The sequence below is a fragment of the Kribbella sindirgiensis genome (assembly GCF_004331435.1).
Classification (GTDB): Bacteria; Actinomycetota; Actinomycetes; order Propionibacteriales; family Kribbellaceae; genus Kribbella; species Kribbella sindirgiensis.
This window is the reverse complement of the sequence record NZ_SJKA01000025.1, coordinates 77,945-93,079: the sequence shown is the minus strand read 5'-3', so window position 1 is coordinate 93,079 and position 15,135 is coordinate 77,945. Positions and strand designations below refer to the sequence as shown.

Below are 15,135 nucleotides of genomic sequence, written 5' to 3'. Positions count from 1 at the left end.
TATGACCGTTACCTCCGCACATCCTCAGGACCGCGTTGACTCGACCCCGGCCGCGAAGGCGGCCGGGGGGAAGGTCTACACGCCGTACTCGTTCTGGTTCTACCTGCCGACCGCGGTGATCTACGCCGTGCTGTTCCTGGTCCCGACGTTCGCGTCGTTCTACTACAGCCTGACCCGGTGGAGCCTGTTCGAGTCGAAGTTCATCGGCCTCGACAACTTCGTCACGTTCTTCCAGGAACCGGCGCTGGTCAAGGGCTTCACCAACACGCTGATCTACGCCGTGGTGACGTCGGGCTCGAAGGTCGTGCTCGGCCTGCTGCTCGCGGTCCTGCTGACGTCGCGGATCATCGGTCGCGGCTACCTCCGGTCGGTCGTGTTCTTCCCGGTACTGGTCAGCACCGTCGGCGTCGGCCTGCTGTTCCAGGTGCTGATGAATCCCGAGCGCGGCATCATCAACGGCGCCCTCGGCGTCCTCGGCATCGACGGTCCTGGGTGGCTGACCGACCCGAAGTGGGCGCTGATGTCGATCGCCGCCGTCGACGTCTGGAAGGGCGTAGGGCTGGCGACCCTGATCTACATCGCCGGCATCGTGTCGATCCCGCGCGAGTACATGGAGGCCGCCCGGGTGGACGGCGCCGGGTCGTGGGAGTCGTTCCGCCGGATCGTGCTGCCGCTGTGCAAGCCGGCCACCGTCACCGTGATCATCCTGTCCCTGATCGGCGGCCTGCGGTCGTTCGAGCTGATCTGGGCGATGACACGCGGCGGGCCCGGGTTCACCTCGGACGTGATCTCGTCGGTGATCTACAAGCAGTACCAGGCCGGGTTCTACGGCCTGTCGACGGCCGGCAACGTGATCCTGTTCGTGGTCGTCACCGCGATCATCCTGCCGCTGTCGTGGTTCCTGAACCGGAAGGAGGTGGACATGTGAGCACCGCTGAACTCGTCAACCACCGGCCGGGCCGGAGCTACCTGCTCAGCGCGGTCGCGATCGTGTCCTCGATCGTGGTCTTCATCATCCCGTTCGCGTTCATCGTGCTGACCGCCGTGAAGGACCGGCAGCAGTCCGCGGACCTCGACTTCTCCTGGCCGCATCAGTTCCACTTCGTGCAGAACTTCGTCGACGTGGTCAAGGCCCGCGACTACATGCTGGTGATCGCGTTCATCAACAGCACGATCCTGACGGTGGCCAGCGTCGCCGGGATGGTCGTACTGGCGGCGATGGCCGGGTTCGTGCTGCAGCGGCGGAAGAGCAGGTGGAACGGCTTCATCAACTTCCTGGTGCTGTCCGGGCTGATCATCCCGCCGGCCGTCGTCCCGACGATCTGGGTGCTGCAGAAACTCGGGCTGTTCAAGACGATGCCCGGGCTGATCCTGATCGAGATCGCGTTCGGGCTGTCGTTCTGCATCCTGTTGTTCCGGGCCTTCGTGGCCACCATCCCCCGGGAGCTGGACGAAGCGGCGATCATCGACGGGGCCGGACCGTTGCGGCTGTTCTTCCGGGTCATCTTCCCGCTGCTCAGATCCGTCATCATCACCGTCGTCGTGGTGCAGTCGGTCAACGTGTTCAACGACTTCGTGAACCCGCTGTACTTCCTGCCCGGCGACAAGAACGCCACCGTCCAGCTGACGCTCTACAACTTCTCCGGGCAGTTCAGCACCCAGTACAACCTGCTGTTCATGGACATCCTGCTGATCACGATCCCGCCGCTGATCATGTTCCTGTTCTTCAACCGGCAGATCGTGGCCGGTATGACGTCCGGAGCGGTCAAGGGGTAGCGGGCTTGCGGACGAGGTGGGCCGCCTGGCCCGCGTCCTTCTCGCCGGGCAGCGCCGCGCGGGTCAGGGTCGCCACCTCGGTGAACCCGGCGTTCGCGAGCAGCCCGGCGACGTCCGCGACGTCGTACATGTAGACCTCGAGGTCGATGTCGTGACCGTAGGCGTTCCGCAGCTCCCGGCTGCCGGAGCCGACCTTGAAGCCGTGCACGAGGTGGCCGCCGGGGCGCAGCACGCGGAAGAGTTCCGCGAACACGGCCGGAAGGTCCTCGCGTGGAGTGTGCACGAGCGAGTACCACGCGAGGGCCCCGGCCAGCTCACCGTCCTTCAGGTCCAGGTCGTACAGCGACCCGACCTCGAACCGCAGCTCCGGGTACTCCCGGCGGGCCACCTCGATCATCCCCGGCGTCAGGTCGACGCCGAACACGTCCATCCCCTGCCCGGCCAGGTACGACGTGATCCGCCCGGTGCCGCACCCGAGATCCCCGACCGGCCCCTCCGCCACTGTCTGCGCGAAGTAGTCGAGGGCACCGGCCTCGAACGGATCCGCGCGGTGGTAGTCCTTCAGAATCGCGTGATAGTCGGCGGCGGCAACGGTGTAGGACCCTTGGATATCGTTCACGCCAGGAGCTTAGGAAGTCCCGCCGACAGTTTCTCGTAGTCCGCGAGCGAGTTGTACGCGTGCGCCGACAACCGGATGAACTTGCGCTCGTCGAACCCGGTGAAGGTGATCTCGGCCTTCAACTCACGGGACACGCGCAGCTTCAGCGCGTCGCCGCCGCTGAGGTCGACCGACGACGGCAGCTCGACCAGACGCATCGTCGCCGGCGGGTGCGCCACCTCGGCCACGCCGGTCCCGAGCGCCTTCGCCAGCACCTTCGCGCCCTCCTCGACCAGCGTGGTCAACTGCGGGCGACGGGTCGGCCAGTCCAGCTCCGCCAGCACCCGCAGCGACTCCGGCGCCGCGATCCACGGCACGTAGTCGTAGGTGCCGAGCATGTCGAACCGCTCCGGCATCCGCTCGTCGTACTCCGACCAGGACACGATCAGCGGCATCGACGCCGTCCGCCACGGCTCGGCGACGACCAGCCCGGCGGTCGCCCGCGGCGCGGCCGGCCACTTGTGGAAGTTCCCGGTCCAGAAGTCTGCGCCCGCGGACGCCGGAGCGTCGATCAGCGCCGGGGCGTGTGCGCCGTCGACGACGATCGGTACGCCGCGGTCGTGGGCGGTCGCCACCAGCGCGTCGATCGGGAACACCTTCGCCGTACCGGAGGTGATCTGGTCCACGATCAGGACGGACGCGCCGGCCAGCCGGTCCGCGATCAGCGCGACCACGGTCTCGTCGTCGGCCTCGATCGGGATCTCGGCGATCACCACCTCGGCGCCGCGCGCCTTCGCGAATCGCTCGGCCGCGTACCGCACGGCGCCGTACGCGTGGTCGGTCAGCACGATCCGGCTGCCCGCCGGGATCGGCAGCGTCTGGAGCGCGACGGTCACGCCGGCGCTCGCGTTCGGGACCAGCGCGAACCCGTCCGGGTCGGTCTCCAGGTACGCCGCCAGCGCCAGGCGGCTCGCGGTGAGCCGGCCGGCGACGGTCCGGAACCAGACCATCGGGTTGGCGTCCATCTCGGCGCGGAGACCGGCCATCACCTCCTGCGTGCGGCGCGGTACGGCGCCGTACGAACCATGGTTGAGGTGCAGGACATCGGGATCGAGGGTCCAGAGATCGGGGCGGGAGCTAAGCACCAGCCAACGGTACATACTTCAGGGTGTGTACCCCTACCTCGACCACGACGGACCGATCGCGATGGCCCATCGGGGCGGCGCGAAGCACCCTGACCTGATCGGCTACGAGAACTCGCTGCACGCGTTCCAGCACGCCGTCGACCTCGGGTACCGGTACCTGGAGACCGACCTGCACGCGACCAGCGACGGTGTCGTGATCGCGTTCCACGACGACAAGCTCGACCGGGTCACCGACCGGACCGGGGTGATCGCGGAGCTGCCGTGGTCGGAGGTCAGCCAGGCGAAGATCAACGGCCACGAGCCGATCCCCCGCCTCGACGAACTGCTCGAGCACTTCCCGGACACCCGGTTCAACCTCGACATCAAGGCCGAGGGCGGCCTCGAGCCGGCCGCCACGGTCCTGCGGGCGGCGAACGCGATCGACCGCATCTGCGTGTCGTCGTTCTCCCAGTCGCGAGTCAACCGGATCCGCAAGCTGCTCGGCCCCCGGCTGTGCACCGGGTACGGCGAGCTGGAGATCGTGCTGATCCGTTTCCTGCCGTTCGCGCTGAACGCCCGCGGCGCCTGCCTGCAGATCCCCGAGCGGTACAAATCCCTCCAAGTCCTCACGCCTGGTCTGATCAAGCGCGCGCACTCGCGCGGCAAGCAGGTGCACGTCTGGACGGTCGACGACCCCAACGCAATGCGCCGGATGCTCGACGCCGGCGTCGACGGCCTGATCACCGACCGCACCGACCTGCTGAAGGACGTGCTGGTCGAACGGGGTCAGTGGCAGTAATCGGCCACTGAAGTGTTATCCGCGGGTACGTTGCTTCGTACCCCGGAAATGACACACTTCCGCGCATGGGACTTCTCTCCGCCCCGGCGGGCGTGGACAAGCGTGAGTACTGGGGCTTCAGCCTGTACGACTGGGCGAACTCCGGCTACGTCACCACGGTGGGCACCGTCCTGTTCGCGCCGTACCTGACGTCGGTCGCGGAATCGGCCGCCTGCGGGTACGTCGGGACCGCCGACAAACCGTGCCACACGAATCTGGACGTGCTCGGGCTCGGCATCTCCCCCGGTTCGCTCGCGTTCTACGTCGTGACGCTGGCAACTCTGGTGTCGGCGCTGTTCCTGCCGGTGGTCGGCGCGATCGCCGACCGGATGACCCGCAAGAAGCTGCTGATGTGCGGGTTCGCCTGGGCCGGTGCGCTGGCCGCGAGCTCGATGGTGTTCGTCGGCGGCGGACGCTGGGCACTCGGTGCGCTGCTGCTGTTCATCGGCAACCTGTGCCTCGGCTCGTCGCTCGTGGTCTACGACTCGATCCTGATCGACGTCGCACCACCCGACCAGCGCGACGCGGTCTCGTCCCGCGCCTGGGCGTTCGGGTACGCCGGCGGCTTCCTGCTGCTCCTGGTCAACCTGGCCGTCGTCACCGCCCATGACGCCCTCGGGATGAGTCAGGGCACCGCGGTGCGTCTCAGCTTGCTCAGCGCCGGGCTGTGGTGGGGCCTGTTCACGTTCATCCCGTTCCTCCGCCTGCGCGACCGGCCACCTGTCAGCGTCGTCCAGGTCCGCAGCGGCAGTCTGGTCCGGCAGAGCTTCGGACAGCTCTCGGCGACCTTGAAGCACCTGCGCAACTACAAGATGACGATGCTGTTCCTGATCGCGTACCTGTTCTTCAACGACGGGATCCAGACGGTCATCTCGGTGTCGTCGACGTACGGCGAGAAGCAGCTCGGGTTCGAGACGCAGGTGCTGATCGCGACCATCCTGCTGGTCCAGTTCGTCGCGTTCTTCGGGGCGCTGGCGTTCGGCCGGTTCGCCCAGCGGTACGGCGCCCATCGCACCATCGCCGGCGGTCTCGTGATCTGGATCGTGATCGTGATCGCCGGGTTCCTGCTGCCCGCGCACCAGATCGTCCCGTTCCTGGCGATGGGGACCGCGATCGGGATCGTGCTCGGCGGGACGCAGGCGCTGTCCCGGTCGGCGTTCAGCCAGCTGATCCCGAAGGGCCGCGAGGCGGAGTACTTCTCGCTCTACCAGGCGGGCGAGCGCGGTACGTCGTGGCTCGGCACGCTGGTGTTCGGCCTCGTCCACCAGCTGACGGGCTCGTACCGTCCCGCGATCGTCGCCCTCGGCCTGTTCTTCGTCATCGGTCTCGCACTGCTCGTCCGCGTCGACATGCGCCGCGGCATCGACGAGGCCGGCAACAGCCAGCCGACCGTGGTGTGAGCGGAGGCGCCCGCCCTGGTGTGAGTACGGGCGCCCCCGCGTCCTGGGTCAGGCCGCGTTCGGCCCGACGTCGGCCGCTTTGAGCGGACGACGTACCGGTGTAGCTGTCGAGTACTCGTCGGCGCCCACGTCGTACGGCGCGGTGCGGGCGTGCCCGTCGACGTCGTCGGTGACCTGCCCCGAGTGGTCGATGTCGGCGGCGTTGATGGCCGCGCTACCCGAGCCGAGGCGGTACACGCCGTCGGTGCCCGCCGTCAGCTTCGGATCGGCTCGGGTGTAGCCGGACGAAGGGATGTTGCCGGCCGACGCTCCGCCCCACGTGATGTTGCCCGACCAGGTCAGACCGTCGAGGTACGGCATGTCGACCAGTTCGCCGCTGTCGCCGGTCATCAGGTTGTCGGCGATCACGCAGTCCAGCGGAGGCACGGTGCGCTGGCTCTCGCCGACGAGGGCCTGGCCGTTGTTCCGGAGCGTGTTGAGTGCGATCGTCACGCGGTCCGGCGCGTCGTTGCCGGTCCGGGAACTGGACGGCTCGCCCTCGTAGTGGTCCCGCTCCGTGCCGCTGCCGAGCACCACACCGGCGCCCGCGATGCCGCTGACATAGTTGTTCACGATCAGATGGTCGTTGCCGTAGATCCGGATCCCGTTGTCCCCGGACAGCAGGTAGTTGCTCTCGACCCGGTTGTCGTTGCCGTGCCGCAGGACGAGCCCGCCGAGGGACGAGCGGATCGTGTTGTACCGGATGGTGTTGCCCGACGACTTCACCGAGATCGCCTCGGGGTCGCCGTCGCACCGTTCGAACAGGTTGTACTCGACCGTCGCGTCGGCGGTGCTGAGCGCCCGGCCGCTCACGCCGAGCCGGATCGGTTCGCCGCCGTTCGAGCCGCTGAACGTGTGGTCGCGGAAGTGGTTCCGCAGGATGTGCGTGCGTTGCGCCATCGCCTCCGACCCAGGGCCGTCGATCACCAGGTACACGCCGACGGTGGACTTGTCGTGGAAGACGTTGCGGTCGAGCTTCGCGTCGTCGCCGCGGACGACGACCCAGTGGCCGGTCGACGCCGCGAGGGCGAAGTCGTTGCGGGTCAGCCGGATCCGCGGGCAGTCCGCCGGGATCTCCAGCGTCGTACTCTGCCGGAACGCGAACCCGCTGATCGTGATGTCCGACGATCCGCTCAGCACGAAGCTCTGCGCGCCGGTGAGCGTCACCCCGCCGCGGCTCTGGGCCACGATCGTGATCGGCCCTTGCCGGTTCGTGACCGTGATCGGTGACCCGGACGGTACGGCGTACGAACCGTTCGCCAGCGTGATCGTGGTGCCGGCGGTGGCGGTGTTGATCGCCTGCTGCAATTGGGCCAGCGAGGTCACCGTGGCCTGCTCCGAGGCGAGCGCGGCACGCGCACCCACCAAGGTCAGGCCGACGGCACCACTGCCGGCGAGAAACGTACGACGGTCCATGACGAGGCTCCTAGTTGTTGGGGCGGTACAACTTCCGGTACTCGCTCGGGGTCACCGAACTCACCTGGCGGAACACCTTGGAGAAATAGGACTGATCCATCCCGACGGCGGCCGCGATCTCCTCCATCGGGCGCGCGGTCGCCGTCAGCTCACGCTGGGCCCATTCGATCCGGGCCCTCTTGATGTACTGCTTGGGCGACAACCCGAACTCGGTCCGGAAATGCCGCAGGAAACTCGGGAGGTCGTAGCCGAACACGGCCGCGAGCTCCTCGACACTCGGCAGCGTCGCGAGGTTGTCCTGGATGTACTGCACGATCCCGGATTCGCTCGTCTGCCGCTCCGACAACCGCACCGAGCCAGGCGGCGCACTGTCCAGGTAGTGCGCGAACAGTGCGGTCAGCGCCGAACGCAGGCGCAGCGGCGTCGCGAGACCGGGAGGGTCGCGGTCGGCCGCACCGACCTGCTCGAACAGAGCGGCCGCCTCCTCGGGCGCCTTGCTCGGGACGATGTACGGCAGCGTCAGCATCTCGCCGATGTCCCGGTCGCCGATCAGCGCGTTGAAATGCAGCCAGTGCTTGCGGAAAACGTCGTCGCTGATCGTCTCGTACGACACCGGCACATCGGCCGGCAGGTAGACGAGCTCACCGGGCCGCGGGTACAGCTCTTGGTCTCCGACGACCAGCCGCCCCTGCCCCTCCAGAATCAGGTACAGGCGGGAGAACGGATCCGGCATCAGCGGCCGCGACCACTCGCGATGCACCTTGGTGATCCGGGCCGCGACAACCAGGTCCAGGCGAAGCCGGTCGAGATACGTCCGGATGATCTCCTGCTCGCTCTCCTGGACCGTGTTCTTCTGCACCGTGTTCTGCACCGTGTTCTTCTGGGCCGTCGTCATCGCGCGTGCGGTCCCGCATCGGTCGGCATCAGCGGGCGGTACGTCGGACGGCGGACCGAGTACTCGTCCGCGCCGACATCCGCCGCGCGCCCGGTCCGGTGGTCGCCGCCCAGGTCGCGGGCGACGTCGGGGTAGGACCGGGACGCCGCGACGATCAGGCCGCTAGCTGCGAGAAAGGTACGACGACGCATGCCTTGCTCCCGATTAGTACTTTTTGCGACTCATTTCGTCGGAAGATAGCGCTTTCCGGCCGAAAGCGTCAATGGCTCGCCGGATCCCTGGCCGACGCACACCGTCTGGGGGCGGACCTGCACCACTCACTATCCGAACAATGCCGAGTGGATTCAGGCGTGAGATGTTGCCGCACGACGGCCGTGCGGTGGGTTGATGAGTGCTGGAAGTCCGGCCTACTGCTTGTCCGGTACGACGGAGCTCACGAACGCACGCACTTGGGCGGGCGTCGGGCGGGCGCCGGTGCGGTCGGCGAACATCATGTGTGTCGAGCCGATGAGGGTCAGGCCGAGTACGTCGGCGCTCGCGTCCGGCTGGATCCGGCCGTAGGTCTGCTCTGCGGCGAGGTAGTCCCGGATGGCTTGGCCGGCCTCACTCAGGATCGGCACTCCGGTCGGGACGGCCTCGCGCAGTCGGGCGCGGAGGCCGTCGCGGGAGATCGTCAGGCTGACGATCGCGACGGCTACCGAGCCGAACAGGTCGGTGAGCATGGTGGTGAGGTTGTCGACGACGCTCCCCTGACCCGCGCTCTTCAGCAGCGTTTCGGCCTGGGCGTCGAGGCGGCGGATCCGGTCGAGAACGAGCTCGGCGAGGAACCCGTCGAAGTCCGTGAAGTGCTTGTGCAGCAGGCCTTTCGCACACCCGGCCTCGGTCGTCACCGCACGACTCGTGAGAGCCTCAGGACCCTCCCGCAGCAACACCCGCTCAGCCGCGTCGAACAACTGCTCCCGAGCATCCCGCATCGCCACGCCGGTAGGCATTCACACCGTCCCTTGACACAAGTGGGCAACCGCCCACTACCGTGGGCACATGCCCACTCTACCCTCGAATCCTGCCCCGCATCGTCATCGTGAGATGGCTGAGTCGTTCGGTGCCGACGCGGCGCTCTACGACCGAGCTCGACCGTCCTACCCGGCCGCGCTCATCGACGCGCTCGTCGCCGCGGCACCTGGACGCGACTTCCTCGACGTCGGATGCGGGACCGGCATCCTGTCCCGCCAACTCCAGGCGGCCGGGTGCCGTGTCCTCGGCGTCGACGTGGACGAGCGAATGGCGGCGTACGCGCGCTCGACCGGCGTCGACGCCGAGGTCTCCGCCTTCGAGACCTGGGATCCTGCCGGCCGTACCTTCGACGCGCTCGTTGCTGGCATGACCTGGCACTGGATCGACCCAGCCGTCGGCGCCGCGAAGGCCGCCGGCCTCCTCCGCCCCGGCGGCACGTTCGCCGTCTTCTGGTACGTCCTGCAACCGCCGCCCGCCCTCGGCGCAGCCTTCGCGGAGGTGCAACGCGACGTACTCCCCGACAACCCAGCCGCCGCGTCGCCCCTCGGCGCGTACGAACACTTCCTCGACCGAACCGCCGACAACCTCACCGACGCCTTCACAGACATCTCCCGCGCGACCTTCCCCTGGTCCCGCACCTACACCCGCGACGAGTGGCTCGACCAACTCCGCACCAGCGGCATCGCCAAACCACTCGCCGCCGCCGGCAAACTCGACACGCTCCTCGCCAGAACCGGAGCCGCCATCGACGCCGCCGGCGGCGCGTTCACCCTCGACTCCGTCGCCGTCTCCCTCACCGCCACCCACAAGTGACGCGCGGATCGCCAGGCCATCACAATTGGCCACAGGCCGCCCACGTCAGGCTTGGCGGTCCGGTGGGCGCGCGATTGTGATGGCCTGGGGATCCTCAGCGCGTGGACGGGGTCGCGGTCGGGTTGCGGAAGCCGCCGAAGGAGCCCTGGCGGACCGTGTTCGCGGTGATCGTGCCGTTGGCGTTCTGGCCGCTGACGACGACCTGCTCCCCCGCCTTCAGGTCCGCCGCGGTGCCCTTCGAGGTGATCTCGTACGTCGTGTCGCCGGTGAGCTTCACGGTGACGTTGCCGGACTGCGTCTTCACGACCAGCTCGGAACCGGTCGCCGAGACGACCGTGCCGACCGTCCCGCCACCACCTTGCGCCCCGCCAGGTCCCTGACCGGGCGCGTTCTGCCCGTACCCGTTCTGGCCGCGGAACCCGCCGTACCCGCCGGCGCCGCGGCCACCCGCCTGCGGCTGGTTCGACGAACTGTCGGACGCGAACGCCGCATGCAGGCCGGCGCCGCCGCCGAGCCCGATGGCGAGTACGACGATGCCGGTCAGGATCGCTGTGGCCAGCGGCAGGCTGAGGGTCTTCTTCGGCTTCAGCGCCGCGTCGACTTCCTCGTCGGACCCGATCTGGGCGAACTCGTCGGGCGTCTGGTTACTCATCTGAAAGACCTCTCACTCGTGCCGTAGTGCGTCGATGGGACGAAGACCGGCGGCTCGGTGCGCCGGCATGCTGCCGAAGAACAGGCCGACCGCCGCGGACACGCCCAGCGCGAGCCCGATCGACGACGGCACGAGCACCGGCTGCACGCCGGCCAGCTGGAAGCGGGTGACGATCAGCGCGGCCCCGACCCCGACCGCGCCGCCGATCAGGCTGAGCAGCGTCGCCTCGATCAGGAACTGGCCGAGGATCGTCCGCCGCCGGGCGCCGAGCGCCTTGCGGATCCCGATCTCCCGGGTCCGCTCGGTGACCGTGACCAGCATGATGTTGGTGACCCCGATCCCGCCCACGACGAGACTGATCGCGGCCACCGTCGCGAGCAGCGCGGTGAACGTCGCCGCGGTGTCCTGGCTGGTCTGCAGGATCTGCGCGGAGTTCGTGATCCGGAACGGCGACGTCTCGGTCGCCGGCACCTGGTGCCGGGCGGTCAGCAGTTGCGTGACCTCGGCCTGCGCCGTGTCGACCCGGTCCTGCCCGGCCGCCTGGACCACGATCTGGCTCAGGGCGCCGTACCCGGCCTGGGTCGCCCGGAGCGTGGTGATCGGGACGATCGCGGTCGCGTTCGGGTCGTTGAACCCGGTGCTGTCCTTGCTCGCCAGGACGCCGAGGACGGTGAAGTCGACCGCCCCGAGCTTGATCGTCTGGCCGACAGCGCTCGCGGGCCGCGTGAACAGTTCGGTCGCGGCCGTCTGCCCGAGCAGGATCACCCGCTGCGAGGTGTCCACATCGGCCTGCGTGAACGAGCTGCCGATCTGCACCGGTGTGTTGGTGGCCGGCATGTACGCCGGCGTCGTACCGATCACCTGGTTGACCGTGTAGCTGGTGTCGCCGTTGGTCGCCGTACCCGAGCTGGTCATCACCGGAGCGACCGACGCGACGTCCGGGGCCAGGTTCTTGTCGGCGAGCGCGGTGGCGTCGTCGAGCGTGAGGCTGTACTGCTGGTTGGCCGGGCCGGCCTGGCCGCGGACGAAACCGCCGCCACCGCCGGTGGTGGAGACCGTGAGCAGGTTGGTGCCCATCGCCTCCAGCCGGTCCTGGACCGCCTTCCCGGAGCCGTTGCCGACCGCAACCAGCACGATGACGGCGCCGACCCCGATCGAGACGCCGAGGACGGTGAGGAGCGATCTCAGTTTGTTCGCCGTGAGGCCGCGGAGCGCGGCGCCCATCAGGTCGCGGGGAGACATCAGCGGGTCACCTCGTCGGAGACGATCCGGCCGTCGGAGACCTGTACGAGCCGCCGGGCGCGGGCCGCGACGTCGTGCTCGTGGGTGATCACGATGATGGTGCGGCCGTCGGCATGCAGGTCGTCGAACATGCCGAGTACCTCGTCGGTCGAGTGGGCGTCGAGGTTGCCGGTCGGCTCGTCGGCGAGCAGGATCCGCGGGCCGGTGGCCAGCGCCCGGGCGATCGCCACCCGCTGCTGCTGACCGCCGGACAGCTCGTTCGGCCGGTGCCCGGTCCGGTCGGCGAGACCGACGAGTTCGAGCGCCCGGTTGGCCCGCTTGCGGCGTTCGCCGCGGCGCAGGTGGGCGTAGGTGAGCGGAAGTTCGACGTTCGCGAGCGCCGTCGTCCGCGGGATCAGGTTGAACGACTGGAAGATGAACCCGATCTTCCGGCCGCGGACGAGCGCCTGCTGGTCCTCGCTCAGCCGGGCCACGTCGCTGCCGTCGAGCCAGTACTCCCCGCGCGACGGTACGTCGAGGCAGCCGAGGATGTTCATCAACGTCGACTTGCCGGATCCGGACGAGCCCATCACCGCGACGTACTCGCCGGCCTCGATCCGCAGCGACACGCCCCGGAGCGCGTGCACCGCGGTCTCGCCCTGGCCGTACGTCTTGGTGACCTCCCGGATCTCGATCACGGACTCAGCGGCCACGGAAGCCTCCGGCGCCCTGACCGACGCCCTGGCCCGGGAACTGGCCGCCGCCCGGCTGCTGACCTTGCCGGTTCTGGCCGTTCTGGGTCCCGGTGCCGCCGATCGCGCCCTGCAGCAGCTCGACCTGGTCGCCTTCGTTCAGGCCGGACGTGATCTGGGTGTAGCTGTCGCCGCGGACGCCGACCTGCACCTCACGCGTCCCACTCCCGTCGGCCATCGTCACCGTGTACGTCGTACCGCTGGTCGCGATCGCCGTGCTCGGGACGTACAGGGCGTTGGCCGCCTTCGCGGTCTGGACCGTGACGTTCGCGGTCTGACCCATCCGGGCGTTGGCCGGGAGCTTGGCGAGGCTGAAGGTGGCCGAGTACGAGACCACGCCGTTCGTGGTGGTCGGCGTCGGGGACACGGTCGCCAGCGAGGCGGTGAGCGTCGTACCGGGCTCGGCGTTCAGGGTGACCGTCGCGGTCTGGCCGGCCTTGATCTTGATCGCGTCCGCTTCCGGGAACGCGGCCACGACCTGCAGCGACTTCAGGTCGGCCATGTCGACGAACCCAGTGCCGGACGTGGTGGCGGAGGTTGACGTTGAGACTGAACCTTGACCTGAGGTTGACCCCTGACCGGCTGAACCGGAACTGGAGTTCGAGCTCGAACCGCCCGCCACCGAGCCGACCGCGCCGTTGATCGCGGTGATCGTGCCGGCGATCGGCGCCTTGAGCGTGGTCGCGTCGACCGCGGCCTGGGCCGCCTCGACGTTCTGGTCGGACTGTTCCTTGTCCGCCTTCGCCTTCGCCAGACTCGCCTCGGCGTTGCTCACGGCAACTTCCGGACTCTGACTCTGACCTTGACCTTGAGACTGCTGAGCCTGCTGGGTCTGCTGTTGCTGGCCGTCGCTCGGGGTCGGCGTCGGCGAGGGTGAGGCGGAGGCCTCCTCGGCCGCCTCGAGGGCTTCCTGGGCGTCGCTGAGCGTCTCCTCGGCCGCGGTGACCGAGTTCGCCGACGCGATCTGGTTCTGCTGGGCGATCCGCAACTGCCGCTCGGCGGCGGCCGGGTCGACCTTCGCGATCGCGGCGCCCTTCGCCACCACCTGGCCGACCTTCACGAGCACCTGCGTGACCGTGCCGGACGTCTCGAACTGCGGGGACGCGGTCTGGGAGCTCTGCAGCGTGCCGCTAGAGCTGACGCTCGCGGTCACCTCGCCGCGCTGCACGGCCACCGAGGGCCGGGTCGCGCTGGCGGCCGGCGGATCCTTCTTGAAGAACAAGAAGTAGGCAGTGAGGGCGATGGCGAGGACGATGGCCACCAGGGCCACGTTCACGAAACTGAGGCCACGGAGCTTGTGGCGGGGTAGCACCATGGACGCTGAGGCTAGGGACGATTACTGAGGAGGAGATCCTCGAATCCTGGCAACAGGCTGTGAACCAGGTATCGATTCGGTGCGTCGTACTTCGGACGGCTCGCGACACACCGTGGTCCGTAAACAGTCGATGACAGCAGGTCACGACCTCGGTGTCAGGTGCGTACATATTGCTCGGACATGCCAAAATAGGAATGATCCGGGCCGGCCGACCGTTGGCTCGGATGACGATCTCGGAGGTTTGACATGTCTAATCGCGTACTGCGTGGTTCGGGGCTGGGTGGGGTCAGCTTCGAGGATGACCGCGGTGTCGAGTTCGCGCCGCGCCAGATGATCACGTACGACTGCCCCCGCGGTCACGTGGTCGAGGTGACAATGGCGCACGACGCCGAGGTTCCCGCGATCTGGGAATGCCCGCACTGCGGCAGCGAGGCCGCCCGGTCCACCGGCGAGAAGCCGGAGCCGAAGCAGGAGAAGCCGGCGCGTACGCACTGGGACATGCTGCGCGAGCGCCGGAGTATCTCCGAGCTGGAGGAGCTGCTGGCCGAGCGGGTCGAGCTGCTCCGCAAGGGCGAGATCGGCCCGGCGCACCTGCACCGGACCAAGCGCACCGCCTGATCCATCAGGAAGCCCTCACCGCAATGGCGCGGTGAGGGCTTCTTCTTGATCTGATTTGCCTAAAGCCTTTAGGTAATTCCATAATGAGCTATGGCAAGAGTGGGGTTGAGCGGTGCGCGGCTGGCGCAGGCCGGGGCCGAGCTGGCCGACGAGGTCGGCTTCGAGCAGGTCACCGTGTCGGCGCTGGCCCGGCGCTTCGGCGTCCAGGTGGCAAGCCTGTACTCGCACGTTCGCAGCTCCGACGACCTGAAGGCCCGCATCGCCACGGTCGCCCTCACCGAGCTGGCCGACCAGGTCGCCGCCGCCCTCGCCGGGCGAGCCGGCCGCGACGCCCTGCACGCCCTCGCCGACGTCTACCGCGACTACGCCCGCGCTCACCCGGGCCGCTACGCCGCAACCCGCCACACCGCCGCTGCCTCGGTTCTGGGCGAGCAGTACGTGGCTGCCGGGCGGCGGCACTCTGAACTCGTCCGCGCGGTCCTCCGAGGATACGACCTCGGCGAACCCGCCCAGACCGACGCCGTACGCCTCCTCGGCAGCACGATCCACGGCTACATCACCCTCGAGCTCGCCGGATCCTTCGCGCACAGCGAGCCGAGCGCCGGCGACAGCTGGCCACGCATCATCGACGCCCTCGACACCCTCCTCCGCAGCTGGAGCTGAC

Annotated in this window: 17 protein-coding genes; 7 read left to right on the top strand and 10 right to left on the bottom strand. The window is 68.5% G+C overall.

Features of this window, described 5'->3' with window-relative positions:
- Position 1 precedes the first annotated feature (1 nt).
- Together E0H50_RS39285 and E0H50_RS39280 are read left to right on the top strand one after the other, a co-directional pair.
- Complete coding sequence (locus tag E0H50_RS39285; protein ID WP_131296234.1) at positions 2–928, top strand: carbohydrate ABC transporter permease; 927 nt, start codon at positions 2–4, stop codon at positions 926–928.
- A complete protein-coding gene (locus E0H50_RS39280) occupies positions 925–1,776 on the top strand; it encodes a carbohydrate ABC transporter permease (protein WP_131296233.1) in 852 nt (283 codons plus the stop codon). Before E0H50_RS39285 ends, E0H50_RS39280 begins: the two co-directional genes overlap by 4 nt.
- On the opposite strand, the gene E0H50_RS39275 is transcribed toward E0H50_RS39280, so the two are convergent.
- Both E0H50_RS39275 and E0H50_RS39270 read right to left on the bottom strand, forming a co-directional pair.
- On the bottom strand, positions 1,766–2,395 hold the full coding sequence (locus E0H50_RS39275; RefSeq protein WP_131296232.1) for a class I SAM-dependent methyltransferase: 630 nt from the start codon (positions 2,393–2,395) through the stop codon (positions 1,766–1,768). The genes E0H50_RS39280 and E0H50_RS39275 overlap by 11 nt on opposite strands.
- Positions 2,392–3,519, bottom strand: coding sequence for an aminotransferase class V-fold PLP-dependent enzyme (locus E0H50_RS39270; RefSeq protein WP_238151652.1), 1,128 nt, complete (start codon positions 3,517–3,519; stop codon positions 2,392–2,394). The genes E0H50_RS39275 and E0H50_RS39270 overlap by 4 nt, the downstream gene beginning before the upstream one ends.
- Positions 3,520–3,544: 25 nt before the next feature.
- On the opposite strand from E0H50_RS39270, the gene E0H50_RS39265 reads away from it, so the two are divergent.
- A complete protein-coding gene (locus tag E0H50_RS39265) occupies positions 3,545–4,297 on the top strand; it encodes a glycerophosphodiester phosphodiesterase family protein (RefSeq protein WP_202868530.1) in 753 nt (250 codons plus the stop codon).
- 65 nt (positions 4,298–4,362) lie between these two features.
- Positions 4,363–5,736 (top strand): MFS transporter, encoded by a 1,374-nt coding sequence (locus tag E0H50_RS39260; RefSeq protein WP_131296230.1) that lies wholly within the window; start codon positions 4,363–4,365, stop codon positions 5,734–5,736.
- 48 nt (positions 5,737–5,784) lie between these two features.
- On the opposite strand, the gene E0H50_RS39255 is transcribed toward E0H50_RS39260, so the two are convergent.
- From E0H50_RS39255 to E0H50_RS39240, 4 genes are all read right to left on the bottom strand, one after another.
- Positions 5,785–7,191 (bottom strand): polysaccharide lyase 6 family protein, encoded by a 1,407-nt coding sequence (locus E0H50_RS39255; RefSeq protein WP_131296229.1) that lies wholly within the window; start codon positions 7,189–7,191, stop codon positions 5,785–5,787.
- Between the two features lie 10 nt (positions 7,192–7,201).
- Entirely contained in the window at positions 7,202–8,086 is an 885-nt protein-coding gene (locus tag E0H50_RS39250) for a helix-turn-helix domain-containing protein (RefSeq protein ID WP_131296228.1), read from the bottom strand.
- Positions 8,083–8,277: a hypothetical protein gene (locus tag E0H50_RS39245; RefSeq protein WP_131296227.1), complete on the bottom strand. Its 195-nt coding sequence runs from the start codon at positions 8,275–8,277 to the stop codon at positions 8,083–8,085. Before E0H50_RS39245 ends, E0H50_RS39250 begins: the two co-directional genes overlap by 4 nt.
- Positions 8,278–8,493: 216 nt before the next feature.
- Positions 8,494–9,078: a TetR/AcrR family transcriptional regulator gene (locus E0H50_RS39240; protein ID WP_131296226.1), complete on the bottom strand. Its 585-nt coding sequence runs from the start codon at positions 9,076–9,078 to the stop codon at positions 8,494–8,496.
- Between the two features lie 94 nt (positions 9,079–9,172).
- Here E0H50_RS39240 and E0H50_RS39235 point away from each other — a divergent pair, with 94 nt between their 5' ends.
- The gene (locus E0H50_RS39235; protein ID WP_131296225.1) at positions 9,173–9,913 is read left to right on the top strand and encodes a class I SAM-dependent methyltransferase; all 741 of its coding nucleotides are present in this window, start codon (positions 9,173–9,175) and stop codon (positions 9,911–9,913) included.
- A 94-nt stretch (positions 9,914–10,007) separates the two neighbouring features.
- On the opposite strand, the gene E0H50_RS39230 is transcribed toward E0H50_RS39235, so the two are convergent.
- The 4 genes from E0H50_RS39230 to E0H50_RS39215 are packed head-to-tail and all read right to left on the bottom strand — an operon-like array spanning position 10,008 to position 13,853.
- Entirely contained in the window at positions 10,008–10,565 is a 558-nt protein-coding gene (locus E0H50_RS39230; protein ID WP_131296224.1) for a hypothetical protein, read from the bottom strand.
- Between the two features lie 12 nt (positions 10,566–10,577).
- Complete coding sequence (locus E0H50_RS39225; protein ID WP_131296223.1) at positions 10,578–11,807, bottom strand: ABC transporter permease; 1,230 nt, start codon at positions 11,805–11,807, stop codon at positions 10,578–10,580.
- Entirely contained in the window at positions 11,807–12,499 is a 693-nt protein-coding gene (locus tag E0H50_RS39220; protein ID WP_131296222.1) for an ABC transporter ATP-binding protein, read from the bottom strand. The genes E0H50_RS39225 and E0H50_RS39220 overlap by 1 nt, the downstream gene beginning before the upstream one ends.
- On the bottom strand, positions 12,489–13,853 hold the full coding sequence (locus E0H50_RS39215) for an efflux RND transporter periplasmic adaptor subunit (RefSeq protein WP_131296221.1): 1,365 nt from the start codon (positions 13,851–13,853) through the stop codon (positions 12,489–12,491). The genes E0H50_RS39220 and E0H50_RS39215 overlap by 11 nt, the downstream gene beginning before the upstream one ends.
- A 246-nt stretch (positions 13,854–14,099) precedes the next feature.
- On the opposite strand from E0H50_RS39215, the gene E0H50_RS39210 reads away from it, so the two are divergent.
- The gene (locus E0H50_RS39210; RefSeq protein WP_131296220.1) at positions 14,100–14,471 is read left to right on the top strand and encodes an RNA polymerase-binding protein RbpA; all 372 of its coding nucleotides are present in this window, start codon (positions 14,100–14,102) and stop codon (positions 14,469–14,471) included.
- 90 nt (positions 14,472–14,561) lie between these two features.
- On the top strand, positions 14,562–15,134 hold the full coding sequence (locus E0H50_RS39205) for a TetR/AcrR family transcriptional regulator (protein WP_131296219.1): 573 nt from the start codon (positions 14,562–14,564) through the stop codon (positions 15,132–15,134).
- Position 15,135 lies beyond the last annotated feature (1 nt).

Excerpts from the sequence above, each read along its gene's own strand:
- E0H50_RS39285 (WP_131296234.1), top strand. The coding sequence starts at position 2 with ATGACCGTTACCTCCGCACATCCTCAGGACCGCGTTGACTCGACCCCG.
- E0H50_RS39260 (WP_131296230.1), top strand. The coding sequence starts at position 4,363 with ATGGGACTTCTCTCCGCCCCGGCGGGCGTGGACAAGCGTGAGTACTGG.
- E0H50_RS39255 (WP_131296229.1), bottom strand. The coding sequence starts at position 7,191 with ATGGACCGTCGTACGTTTCTCGCCGGCAGTGGTGCCGTCGGCCTGACC.
- E0H50_RS39250 (WP_131296228.1), bottom strand. The coding sequence starts at position 8,086 with ATGACGACGGCCCAGAAGAACACGGTGCAGAACACGGTGCAGAAGAAC.
- E0H50_RS39245 (WP_131296227.1), bottom strand. The coding sequence starts at position 8,277 with ATGCGTCGTCGTACCTTTCTCGCAGCTAGCGGCCTGATCGTCGCGGCG.
- E0H50_RS39240 (WP_131296226.1), bottom strand. The coding sequence starts at position 9,078 with ATGCCTACCGGCGTGGCGATGCGGGATGCTCGGGAGCAGTTGTTCGAC.
- E0H50_RS39235 (WP_131296225.1), top strand. The coding sequence starts at position 9,173 with ATGGCTGAGTCGTTCGGTGCCGACGCGGCGCTCTACGACCGAGCTCGA.
- E0H50_RS39230 (WP_131296224.1), bottom strand. The coding sequence starts at position 10,565 with ATGAGTAACCAGACGCCCGACGAGTTCGCCCAGATCGGGTCCGACGAG.
- E0H50_RS39225 (WP_131296223.1), bottom strand. The coding sequence starts at position 11,807 with ATGTCTCCCCGCGACCTGATGGGCGCCGCGCTCCGCGGCCTCACGGCG.
- E0H50_RS39215 (WP_131296221.1), bottom strand. The coding sequence starts at position 13,853 with ATGGTGCTACCCCGCCACAAGCTCCGTGGCCTCAGTTTCGTGAACGTG.
- E0H50_RS39210 (WP_131296220.1), top strand. The coding sequence starts at position 14,100 with ATGTCTAATCGCGTACTGCGTGGTTCGGGGCTGGGTGGGGTCAGCTTC.
- E0H50_RS39205 (WP_131296219.1), top strand. The coding sequence starts at position 14,562 with ATGGCAAGAGTGGGGTTGAGCGGTGCGCGGCTGGCGCAGGCCGGGGCC.